Raw genomic sequence first — 11,552 nt, 5'->3', positions numbered from 1 at the left:
CTCGCGGTCGCGCCACCGCACTCGGCGCGGTCCGGCGGCGGCATGCGTCCTGCGACCCGAAGGAATTCCTCCCGTGAGCACTCCACGCTTCGACACCCTCCCCGCCGCCTTCCAGCACAACGCGACTGTCGCCCCGGACGCGGTCGCCCTGCGCACCCCCGGTGACGCCGCCACCCTGACCTGGCGCGAGTATGCCAAGCGGGTCCGGCTGATCGCCGCCGGCCTGGCGGGACTGGGCGTGCGGCGTGGCGACACGGTGGCTCTGATGATGTCCAACCGCATCGAGTTCTATCCACTCGAGATCGGGGCCCAGCACCTCGGCGCCACCAGCTTCTCGGTGTACAACACCGCGTCACCGGAGCAGATCGCGTACGTACTGCGCAACGCCGGGGTTCGCGTGCTGATCTGCGAGCCGCGATATGTCGAGCGGGTCCGCGCGAGCGGCGTCGAACTCGACCACATCGTCTGCGTCGACGACGCTCCGGAGGGCACCTTGTCGGTCGCCGACGTGCTCGCCGCGGGCGCGGCGGAGTTCGACTTCGACGCCGCCTGGCGGGCGGTCCGGCCCGACGACGTCGCCACGCTGATCTACACCTCGGGCACCACCGGCGATCCCAAAGGGGTGGAGACGACGCACGCGAACCTCATGTTCGAGTGCTATGCGGTCGAACAGGTGCTGGGCATCCGCTTCGGCGACACCATCACCTCCTACATGCCCACCGCGCACATCGCCGACCGACTGACCGCGCTGTACTTCCAGGAGGTCTTCGGCACGCAGGTGACCTGTGTCGCCGACCCGACCCGGATCGGCTCGGCCTTGGCCGACCTGCACCCCACGATCTGGGGCGCCGTGCCACGGGTGTGGGAGAAACTGAAAGCGGCAATCGAATTCGCGGTCGCCAACGAACCCGACGAGCAGCGCAAGGCAGCTCTGCGGTGGGCGTTGACGGTCGCCGCCCAGCGCAGCGCCCATCAATTGAACGGCGAGCCGGTCCCCGCCTCCGCCGCCGCCGAGTGGGCGCGCGCCGACCAGCTCGTCCTGTCGGGGCTGCGCGCGAAACTCGGTCTGGATCGCGTGCGCTGGGCGATGTCCGGCGCGGCGCCCATCCCGGCCGAAACGCTCGGCTTCTTCGCCGGGCTCGGCATCCCGATCGCCGAGATCTGGGGCATGTCCGAACTCACCTGCATCTGCAGCGTCAGCCACCCGGACGAGGCCAGGCTCGGCACCGTGGGCAAACTGCTGCCCGGCATGGGGGCCAGGATCGCCGACGACGGCGAGCTGCACGTTCGCGGTCCGCTGGTGATGAAAGGCTATCGCGGCGACCGCGGCAAGACCGCCGAGGCCGTCGACCCCGATGGCTGGCTGCGCACCGGAGACGTGATCACCATCGACGACGAGGGGTACCTCAGGGTCGTGGATCGCAAGAAGGAGCTGATCATCAACTCCGCCGGAAAGAACATGTCCCCCACCAACATCGAGAATGCGATCAAGGCGGCGACACCGCTGATCGGAGCCATCGCCGTGATCGGCGACGGCCGCCCTTACAACACCGCGCTGGTCGTCCTCGACGCCGAAACCGCCGGACCGTACGCCGCGCGCCACAACCTGCCGGATTCCTCGGCGGCGGCGTTGTCGGCCGACGCCGGTGTCATCGAGCAGATCGCGGCGGGCATCGCCGCGGGCAACGCGAAATTGTCCCGCGTGGAGCAGGTCAAGCGATTCCGCCTCTTGCCGGCTTTCTGGGAGGCGGGCGGCGACGAAGTCACCCTCACGATGAAACTCAAGCGCCGGGTGATCGCCGAGAAATACGCCGCCGAGATCGCCGGACTCTACGACCCCGCCCCCGGCCCGGATATCCACGAACCCGGCGCACAGGCCGTCACGGTGACCACCACCTGAGCGGACCGGTGGCCGATCAGCGCTCCTTGATCCAGTACATGCCGCGACCGGACTCCGCGGGCGCGCGCTTCTCGCGTGGCTCGATCCGGTCCAGGCGATAGCCGAGCCGCCGGGCCACCGCGGCGCTGCGGACATTCGCCTCGTCACAGTGGATCTCGACCCGATCGACGCCCGGCAGCGCCAAGGCGATACGGGTCAAGATCGCTGCGCTGCGAGTGATCACGCCGCGGCCGGTGTGGGCGGCGTGACACCAGTAGCCGATCTCCACCGCACCCGGACCGAGCCGATCGTGCAGGCCGATGGCGCCGAGCACGCTGCCCGCGGCATCGAAGATGCCGTAGTTGAACGCTCCGGCGGCGCTGGGCCAGCTCTCGTCGGTCTCCCGGCCGAAAGCGCGCTGACTGTCCAGCGTCGCGGGTTCGGGAAGCCAATCCATCCAGGGGTGGATGAGGTCGAACGACGCGTTGATCGCCTCGAGCCGCGGCCGCACATCCTCTTGAAGCCACCGCCGCAACAGCAGCTCGTCCACCTCGATTCGCTGGGGTGGCCCGACGCCCGGCGCGAGTGCGGAGCACGACTGCATGTCCATACCGCTATGGTGGTCGCCCTGCGTCCGGCCGGGCAACGGATATTCCGGCGCCTGTGTTGGTTCACCTCCGCATCGGCGCAGTTCGGCGCTGGTGATCAGGCGCCTCGGAGGCGGACCTCGGCGTCCAGCTCGGCGGCGGCTGCGGCCAGCGCAGCGGCGTCCGGATCGGCTCCGAGCCGGTCGGCGAGGTCGGCTCGGGACAGGATCAGCATCCCCCGCGGCTCGGATCGGGAGCCGGGTTCGACTTTGACGTGCCCCTCTTCCAGCACCAAGCGCGCGTCCGGTTCGTCGGTGGCCAGCAATCGACGCAAGTCGTCTTGCGTCACTCGACCGGAACCCTGCGCGCCGCTCGACGTCGTATCCGCCGCGTGTGCCGCTCCGCTCGTGTTTTCAGCATCCATGCTGACCGATTGCCCTGGCGAACCTACGGGAAACCGGTCGACCAGCACGCTTCCCCATCTCGTGTGCAACTCTCGGGCGGGCCTGAACCGGACGGCCGGTGCCCCGGCGAGCCGGCGTTCAGATGCCCGGGACGCGTTACCCGACTTTCCCGGCTATCCGACACCCGCCCGCCGTAGCGCCCGCTGCGCGGCGTTCGCCCCGCACATACCGTGCGCCCCAGGACCAGGGGGCGTCGCGGCGGAGCAGAGATAGTGGCCCGGTACGCCGACGTCGTAGGGCTGCAGGGTCACGCGGGGGCCGAACAGCAGCTGTGGGATGTCTTTCGCGCCGGTCATGATGTTGCCGCCGACGTAGTTGGGGTTGTATTCGGCGAATTCCGCCGCGCTGCGCACGCTTGTCCCGACTATCCGGTCACGGAATCCCGGAGCGAAGCGTTCGATCTGGGCGGTGATCGCCGCCGTCGCGTCGCCGCGATATCCGTGCGGGACGTGAGCGTATGCCCAGATCGGATGAATGTCGCCGACCGACCGTTGCGGATCGGCGAGATACTGCTGACCGACCAGCACGAAGGGGCGTTCGGGCATACGGCCGCGGTGGATGTCCCGTTCGGTCGCGGCGACCTCGGCGAACGTGCCGCCCAGATGCACCGTCCCCGCCCGGCGGGCCGCCCGCGCCGTCCACGGCACGCCGTCGTGCACGGCGAAGTCGACCTTGTACGCGCCGGGGCCGTAACGGAAACGGTCGTACGCCCTCCTGATTCGCGGAGGCAGGCGCTCACCCACGACTTCCGCGACCGCGGTGGGCGCCAAGTCCCACATCGTCACAGCCGCCGTCGGCAGATCGGACAGCGACCGCACGCGAACACCCGTTTCGATCTTGCCGCCCAGGTCACCGAGGGCCGCCGCCATGGCTTCGGTGATGCGCCGCGATCCACCGGCGGCGACCGCCCAACCGTAGGTGTGGCCGGCGGTGAGGATGCCCAGACCGATACTCGCGCTGAGCGGTCGATGCAGTGGATGAAAGGCATGAGCCGCGACGCCGCCGAAAAGCCCCCTGGCCTGCTCCGTCCGGAACAGTCCTGCCAGCAGAGCGGCCGGGACGAGGGCAGGAACCCCGAAGCGGGCGAGGGAAACCGGATGGCGTGGCACGCGCAGCAGCGGCCGCATGATGTCACCGCTCATCCGCTCGTAACCCGCGGCCGTCCGCTCGAACAGCAGCCGCCACACCCGGCCGTCGCCGCCGAGCCCGGCCGCCGTCTCCGCGACCGAGCGCAGCAGCACGCCCGCCGTGCCGTCGTCGAGCGGATGAGCGCAGTCGACCTCCGGCCATGCCCAGGACAATCCGTAGCGCTCCAGGTCGAGACCGCGCAGGAACGGAGAGCCGACCGCCATCGGGTGGATGGCCGAGCAGTGGTCGTGCAGCAGACCGGGCACGATGGCCTCGCCGCTGCGGGCGCCGCCTCCGATCTCGTCGGCGGCCTCCAGCACGGTGACGTCCAACCCGGCTCGGGCCAGGACGATGGCCGCCGCCAAGCCGTTGGGACCGCCGCCGACCACGACCGCTGTGCTCATATCGCTCTCCGTCCCTGATATCCCTAGCTCAGCCGACCGTCTGCGGCACGAGCACCCGGCTCGATTCGCGCGGCGGCATCGGCACGGTGTAGCCCGCGCGCCGCCAGGTCACCTCGTGCGGAATCGGCCCGTCGGGCAACCACGGCTGCGCCTCGACCGCGTCACGCACCCGCCAGGTGCCGCGCTCGACGACGCCGAGCGCCGCGTCGATGACCTGATACTCCTGGACCCCGCGATGGATCGGCTGCGATTCCACCCACACGACGATCCATTCTCCCGGAGCGAATCCCACGCGGGACTGCACGGCCTCGATCAGATCGAGATTGTGCAGGTGACCATCGCCGAAGTTGAAGCCGATCAGCGAATTGCAGCCGAATTCGCCCTCTCGCACGGTCCAGCGATCGATGTCCGGAATGTGGGTGTAGAGCAGGGAGAACAGGCCGCGCCCTTGGCTGTGCATCGAGCGCCACGCGATCGTCTGCTGCATGGTGATCTCCGCGACCGCGGGCGGATACCCCATGGCCTTCAACTGGTCGATCTGGTTCGTCGTCGGCCGGTGTTCGATGGTGTTGAGCTTCTCCTCCGCACCGGGCGCGAAGGCCCACAGGGCCGAGGCCCAGTTGCCGGCGTACTGGCGCATCGACGGCAGGAACGACACCAGATCCGGGCGCAGGTTTCCGAGGATCGGGAAGAACGCCAGCGCCGCGACAATTGCCACGGCCAGCCACGGTGAGGAGATATCACCCAGGCCATAGCCGCTCCCGTTCGGGAAGCCCAGGAACAGGAACACCGCCAGGTAGGCGAACAGGACGTTCCACTCCAACGGCACCGCCAGCGGGAAGGTCGAGGTGATGAACGCGTGGAAGACCACCATCAGCACCACTCCGGCCAGCGTCAGCCAGTGGTTGGTGGAGAACAACAGCACCAGTGGGGTGATGATCTCGACGGTCGTGCCTCCGACATGGGCCAGGAACGAGGCGACCTTCGACGGCCGGATGTCGCGGGGGAAGTCACGGTAGTGCAGTCGCTTGATCCACTTCGCGGGCACGCCAGGACTGTTGGACATCATCGGCGGAACCACGTTGCTGAAGTGCCGCCCGAACTTCGACACACCAGCTCCGATCCACACCGCGCAGATCAGCAACTTGGCGGCGACGATCATGTCCACGAACGGCAACGTCGCGAAGAACACCAATGCGGGCAGGTACTGCTCGCCGCGCGCGGTCAAGAAGATCGTCTTGTCCCGCAGACCGCACAGCACGTACAGCACGATCGGAGCGACGAGCAGCGCCGGATTCACCAAGCCGGAGGTGTTGTCCGGCAGCGCCGCGCTGAGCGACGCACTGGGCACGCCGGGCAGCGCGATCGCCGCCAGCAACGTTCCCAAGAACGCCAGATACAGCAGCACGTCACCGACCGTGCGGGTGTCGCCGCCGGTGAACGGCACCCGCCGCCACGGCCGCAGGCGAATCGTGCCGGGCCGGGCATAGAACAGGATTCCGCCGGTCATCGGCCGGAACTTGCCCGCGAGCGGCCCCCACGACCCGGCGATGCCGAGCGCCTCGATCAAGACCGTCCACAGCACCAGCTTCTGGTAGACGATCGGCTCGTTCCACCACGCCGCGACATCCCAGAACGGGCCGACGCCGGAACTCCAGGTCGCCACGGCGACGCCGCCCAGCACCGAGACCAGCAGCACCTTGAGCAGATAAATCGTGTGGATCATCCTCGGCGAGCCGAAACCGTATTCGACCCAATGCAGGGCAAGCGTTCTCATCCGCTCCCGCAACGGTTGGTCGAGGAATGTCGTCACATCGACGGGCGGGAAATCCGCTGTTTTGAATCCCATTGTTCGGGACCTTTCTCATCCGATGAATAGAGCATGCGAGGACCCGGCCGAAATCGGTTCGGATCATGGAGTTCCGCTCACCGCCGAGCGGATTTCTGCTATGCCGTGGTGACCGCTTCCGCGACCGACGCGCGGAGCTTGCGTTTGTCGATTTTGCCGACCGGATTGCGCGGCAGCGCTTCGGCGAGTTCGATCGACACCGGAACCTTGGGGCGGGCGAGTGATTTCCGGCAGTGCTCGGCGAGATCCGCCGCGTCGACCCGCGCGCCGGGCATCGTCACCACATGGGCGACCGGGACCTCCCCGAGGACCGGATCGGGAGCGCCCACCACCGCGGCCTCCAAAACGGCAGGGTGGGCGTGCAAGACGTTCTCGATTTCTTTGGGGTAGATGTTCTCGCCCCCTCGGATGATCATGTCCTTGATCCGGTCGACCAGGACCAGATATCCGTCCGCGTCGAAATAGCCGACGTCACCGGTGTGCAACCAGCCGTCGACAACCGTGTTCGCGGTCGCCTCGGGCCGGCCGAGATAGCCGCGCATCACGTTCGCGCCCCGGACGACCACTTCCCCGCTCCTCCCCGCAGGCACGATTCGGCCGTCGGCGTCCATGATCGCGACGGTCTGCCCCGGCAGCGGGAGCCCGACCGTGCCCGGCTTCCGCGGTCCCTCCGGCGGATTCAGCGTCGACGCGCACGTTCCTTCGGACAATCCGTAGCCTTCCACGATCGGAACGCCGAAACGCTTTTCGAACCGCGCGATCAGTTCCGCGGGCATGGGCGCGGCCCCGCAGATCGCGCGGCGTAACGACGAAGTGTCCGGCGTCGATCCGTCCGGCTGCGCGACGAGCATCGCGTAGATCGCGGGGACGCCCGAGAAGTACGTCGGGCGAACACGTTCCACGATGCCGAAGAAGGCCGAGGCGGAGAATCGGCCCGCGATGGTGGCCCGGCCGCCGGCGAGCAGCGGCGACAGGACGCTGACCACGATCCCGTTGACGTGGAACAGGGGCAGGATCAACAGGCTGTGGTCGGTGTCGCGCAATGCCAGTGCCTCGACAAGCATCTCGCACATCGCGGCGATGTTGGCGTGATCGAGCACCACACCCTTCGGCTGCCCGGTGGTGCCGCTGGTGTAGATGATCAGCGCCGCGGCGGCGGAATCCACCGACGCCGGCTCTGGTCCGGCGAGCTCGGGGCCGAGCCCGGCGACCTCGGCCACATCCAGCGTCGCCGCTGTGTGCCCGCCTTCGGTCACGACCACCTTCGCCCGGCAGTCCCCGACCTGATAGCGCACCTCCTCGATGGTCGAATCCGGCTTCACGGGAGTGACCGCGGCGCCGAGCCGCCACGCCGCGAAAAGGACGACGACGAATTCGAGCCGATTCGACAATACGAGGGCGACGACGTCGCCTTCGCGAACGCCATGCGCGGACAGGACGGCGGCGGCCGTTCGTACCCGTTTCGCGAAAGTCTGATTGTCGATGTGCTCGCGGTCGTCCGCGATACAGGGTCCGGACGGATTCCAGGTCGCCCTGACTTCGGGAATTTCTACGATGTGCTGCACTTATATCCTCACCTACTCCGTGGTGACGGGGATTACAGTCCAAGTTAGGTTCGGCGCGGCAACCGGGCTACGGGCCCGCATCCCAGAGTTTTCGCCGGGCTTTGTACCGGCGGCACAAGAGAACGCGGAATGCGCCGGAACCGCCGTACCGATTCCGGTACGGTCCCGGCATGAGCGCCGACGTGGACAGCACCATCCGCGATGTCGCCGGACGCGTCAAAGCCGATCTCGACCGGCTGACCTCCGGCATGACCGCGATGTTCGCCGAGGTGATTCCGGAATTCCGCCACGACGACGAAGTGCGGCGATTGATGATCGCCAGCACCGCGTCCAACCTCACCGCGATCCTGGACATGCTCATGCTGAGCATCTCGCGCGACGACATCACGGTGCCGCCCGCGGCCGCCGAGTACGCTCGCCGGTTCGCCCAGCACGGAATGTCCCTGGAGGCCCTGCTGCGCGCGTACCGCCTCGGCGAGCACATGTTCATGCAGCAGACCATCGCCGTGCTCCGGCAGGCCGGGACACCCGCCGATCTCGCCCTGGCGACCACCAGCAGGGTCGCCGTGCTGGTCAACAGCTACATCGACCAGGTCATCGAAGGCCTCATCGATATCTACGAAAGCGAACGCCGTCGCTGGGACGCGCGTTCGGACACCACGCGAGCGGCGCAGATCCGCGCGGTGCTCGACACCGACGACCTCGACGTGGCCTCGGCGGAGGAGATGCTGTCGGCCTCACTGCGTGGGTGGCATATGGCCGCCGTCGTCTGGGTGCGTGAACCGGGCGCGTCCTCGATCGAACTGCTGCGGGCAGGCACCTCGATGCTCGCCGCCGCGACCGGCAAGCATCCGCTGACGGTGCTGGTCGACGAGCAGAACTGCTGGGCGTGGATATCGTCGGCCGGCGAACCGGCATTGGATGCCGACCGGCTCGAGCGAGATCTGCGCCGCCGCCCCGGAATCAGCGTCGCCGTCGGCGATCCTGGCCCCGGGCTGGCCGGCTTCCGGCAGACCTTCCGCGATGCCCAGCGCGCTCGCAGCCTCGCGCTGCTCGCCGAACCCGCCCGCCCGCTCACCGTGCACGCCCGCGTCGCGCTGGCGAGTTTGCTCGTCGACCATCTGCCCGACACCGAAGCATGGGTGCGTCGGGTGCTCGGCGATCTCATGCGCGAGGACGAGACCACCGCTCGTCTGCGCGAGACGGTGCAGACCTATCTGGAGGCCCGCGGCAGCCTCACCGACGCCGCGGCGCGCATGCACGTCCACAAGAACACCGTGCACTACCGGATCCGCAGGGCGGAAGAGGTGTTGGGCCACCCGTTGACGGTGAACCGGCTGGAGACCGAAGTCGCGCTGATGGTCGCCGAGCAACTCGGTCTCGGCCGCGTGCAGTGACCGGACGGCGCGTCACGACCGCTCGCTGTGCGCCTCACGGCGATTCGTCATGGCGTGTACGGCTTCGCGGCCCGATACTGAGGGCAGGTTGGACCGATTCCGAGGTGGGAGATGAAGGTGATCGGGGTGGGCTCGGACGGGCTTGTCGCGGCCGGTGATACCTGGGGTGTCTCCGGGCCGCAGTTCCTCGCGGTCTATGTACCGGTCGTGCTGGTGGCCGTGATCGCGGGCATCTGGCTGCGCTCACGGGTGACGGGCGCGGATCCGGACATCGACGCGGCCGCCGCGCCGGGCGCGGAGCTGACCTCGCCCGAGCTGGGGATGCTGTACGGCGACCAGAACGCCGTGCTCGCGGCGATGGCGCGGTTGCGCGGCGTCGACGCGATCGACTCGGCCGCCGCGCCGGTTCGCCCCCTCACCGCGCAGGAGCGTGGGGCGCTGGATCCGTTCACCGTGTCGGTGTACGACCGGCTGGCGGCGGGGCAGGGCAAAACCGTCGGCACCATCGTCGGCGGATCGCTCGACACGTTGCGCACCAGAATGGTCGACCTCGGGTACTTCCCGGGGCCCGAGATGCGCCACGGTCTGCGTGACGCGGGCATGCCGCTCCTGGTCACCGGCGCGCTCGGCGTGGTGCGGATCATCGCGGGCGCCTCGCACGGCAACCCGGTCGGTGTGCTGGTGGTGCTGGTGATCGCGCAGGCGTTCGGCTACTGGTTGGTGGTGCGCAAACCCCGGCTCACCGCGCTCGGCGTTCGTGCCCGCGACGCCGTATCCGAGCGCAATCGGCATTTGCGGCCGAGCAATTCGCCTTCCTATGCGACCTACGGCGCCGAGAGCGCGGCGGTCGCGGCAGCCGTTTTCGGTATCGGTGCGCTCGTCGCGCTCGACCCTGGACTGGCCCAGGCGGTCGCGCCGCCGAGTACATCGGGCGGCGGCGACGGGGGCGGCGACAGCGGTGACGGAGGCGGATGCGGCAGCGGGTGCGGCGGGGGCTGCGGCGGTTGCGGTGGCTGAGCGATCCGGCCCGCTGCCGCCGGACGCGCTCGGCATCGGGTGGCGACCCGAGATCTGCGGGGTGATCGCCGCCTTGGACGGACTGGAATTCTGCGAGGTCATCGCCGAATCGCTGATCCGCGATCCGCACCGTGGCGGGCGGGTCGCCGTCCCCGAGGAACTGGCCGCCCTGCGGGCGCGCGGCGTCGCCGTGGTGCCGCACGGCATCTCGCTGTCGCTGGGGGGCGCGGATCCGGTCGAGGGCCGGCGGATCGAGCACTTGGCAGCCTGCGCGGCGGCGGTGGCGGCGCCGCTGGTGAGCGAGCACATCGCTTTCGTGCGCGCGGGCGGTCTGGAGGCGGGCCACCTGCTGCCGGTACCGCGCACCCGGGAAGCGCTCGACGCGCTCACCCGCAATATCGCGCGGACCACGGCGGCGCTCGACGTCCCGCTCGCGGTGGAGAACATCGCCACGCTGTTCGACTGGCCTGAAGACGAATACTCCGAAGCGGAATTCCTGTCCGAACTCGTCGAGCGCACCGGTGTCCGGCTGCTGCTCGATGTCGCCAACGTCTACGCGAACGCCCGCAACCGCGGTCGCGACCCGCTCGCCGAGCTGCTGCGCCTGCCCACCGAACACGTGGCGTACTGCCACGTCGCGGGCGGTCACGAATCCGGCGGTCGTTACCACGACACGCACACCGATCCGGTTCCCGGCGAAGTTCTCGCGCTCGTCGCGGAATTCCGCGCGCATCGTCCGGCGCCGATGATGCTGGAGCGCGACGGCAACTATCCGCCCGCGGCCGAACTGCTCGACGAACTGGACGCCATCGCGGCGGCCGCCGCCCGCCCGCCGATCACCGCGGGCGCCAGGGCGGTGCCGACATGAGCGCTGTGCCAGGGCGGCCTGCCGACGGCGCGACGCTGGCCCAGCGGCAAGCAGCGCTGGTGCGCGCACTGGTCGCGGGAGCCGCCGTACCTCCCGGATTCGATGCCGAGGCCGTCGGCGCGGCGGCCGAGGCCCTGCTGCGCAAGCGGGCCGGCGAGGTGGCACGGCGTTTCCCGCTGCTGGTGCACGCCTGTCACGGTGACTTCACCGCCCGCTTCACGGCGTGGGCCCGGCATCACCCGAAGACCACCACGTCCGCCGACGCCGCCGCCTTCGCGTCCGCCACCGGTATCGAATGGCCGGCCACACCTCGCCGGGCGGGGAGGCGCTGGTTTCCCCGGCATCACGCATCGGGCGGCGCCCCCTGAGTCCGGGCCGGTCCTACGGGTGGCGG

At 69.2% G+C, this 11,552-nt stretch carries 10 protein-coding genes; 5 read left to right on the top strand and 5 right to left on the bottom strand.

All coding sequences use genetic code 11. From position 1 onward, the window contains the following. The first annotated feature begins 73 nt into the window (after positions 1 to 73). Positions 74 to 1,900 carry a fatty acid--CoA ligase FadD11 gene (fadD11, locus tag U3653_RS10060; RefSeq protein ID WP_323124048.1) on the top strand — a complete coding sequence of 609 codons (1,827 nt, stop codon included), beginning with the start codon at positions 74 to 76 and terminating at the stop codon, positions 1,898 to 1,900. 16 nt (positions 1,901 to 1,916) lie between these two features. On the opposite strand, the gene U3653_RS10055 is transcribed toward fadD11, so the two are convergent. From U3653_RS10055 to U3653_RS10035, 5 genes are all read right to left on the bottom strand, one after another. Beyond that, positions 1,917 to 2,489, bottom strand: a complete 573-nt coding sequence (locus U3653_RS10055; protein ID WP_323124049.1) for a GNAT family N-acetyltransferase — start codon at positions 2,487 to 2,489, stop codon at positions 1,917 to 1,919. Positions 2,490 to 2,584: 95 nt separating this feature from the next. Then, positions 2,585 to 2,815: a hypothetical protein gene (locus U3653_RS10050; RefSeq protein ID WP_195079329.1), complete on the bottom strand. Its 231-nt coding sequence runs from the start codon at positions 2,813 to 2,815 to the stop codon at positions 2,585 to 2,587. Positions 2,816 to 3,043: 228 nt separating this feature from the next. After that, positions 3,044 to 4,462, bottom strand: coding sequence for a phytoene desaturase family protein (locus U3653_RS10045; protein ID WP_195079328.1), 1,419 nt, complete (start codon positions 4,460 to 4,462; stop codon positions 3,044 to 3,046). Positions 4,463 to 4,490: 28 nt separating this feature from the next. After that, complete coding sequence (locus U3653_RS10040; RefSeq protein ID WP_195079327.1) at positions 4,491 to 6,311, bottom strand: DUF3556 domain-containing protein; 1,821 nt, start codon at positions 6,309 to 6,311, stop codon at positions 4,491 to 4,493. Between the two features lie 98 nt (positions 6,312 to 6,409). Further along, a complete protein-coding gene (locus U3653_RS10035; protein WP_195079326.1) occupies positions 6,410 to 7,876 on the bottom strand; it encodes a class I adenylate-forming enzyme family protein in 1,467 nt (488 codons plus the stop codon). 170 nt (positions 7,877 to 8,046) lie between these two features. On the opposite strand from U3653_RS10035, the gene U3653_RS10030 reads away from it, so the two are divergent. The 4 genes from U3653_RS10030 (at position 8,047) to U3653_RS10015 (ending at position 11,526) form a co-directional block, all read left to right on the top strand. Next, the gene (locus U3653_RS10030) at positions 8,047 to 9,273 is read left to right on the top strand and encodes a PucR family transcriptional regulator (RefSeq protein ID WP_195079325.1); all 1,227 of its coding nucleotides are present in this window, start codon (positions 8,047 to 8,049) and stop codon (positions 9,271 to 9,273) included. A gap of 111 nt (positions 9,274 to 9,384) precedes the next feature. Next, entirely contained in the window at positions 9,385 to 10,290 is a 906-nt protein-coding gene (locus U3653_RS10025; RefSeq protein WP_323124050.1) for a TIGR04222 domain-containing membrane protein, read from the top strand. Further along, the gene (locus U3653_RS10020) at positions 10,283 to 11,158 is read left to right on the top strand and encodes an MbnB/TglH/ChrH family RiPP precursor modification enzyme (protein ID WP_323124051.1); all 876 of its coding nucleotides are present in this window, start codon (positions 10,283 to 10,285) and stop codon (positions 11,156 to 11,158) included. Before U3653_RS10025 ends, U3653_RS10020 begins: the two co-directional genes overlap by 8 nt. Next, on the top strand, positions 11,155 to 11,526 hold the full coding sequence (locus U3653_RS10015; RefSeq protein WP_323124052.1) for an SCO6045 C-terminal-like domain-containing protein: 372 nt from the start codon (positions 11,155 to 11,157) through the stop codon (positions 11,524 to 11,526). The genes U3653_RS10020 and U3653_RS10015 overlap by 4 nt, the downstream gene beginning before the upstream one ends. Positions 11,527 to 11,552 lie beyond the last annotated feature (26 nt).

Source organism: Nocardia implantans (assembly GCF_035544775.1).
In the GTDB taxonomy this organism is placed as follows: Bacteria; Actinomycetota; Actinomycetes; order Mycobacteriales; family Mycobacteriaceae; genus Nocardia; species Nocardia implantans.
This window is presented reverse-complemented; position numbering and strand designations above follow the sequence as displayed.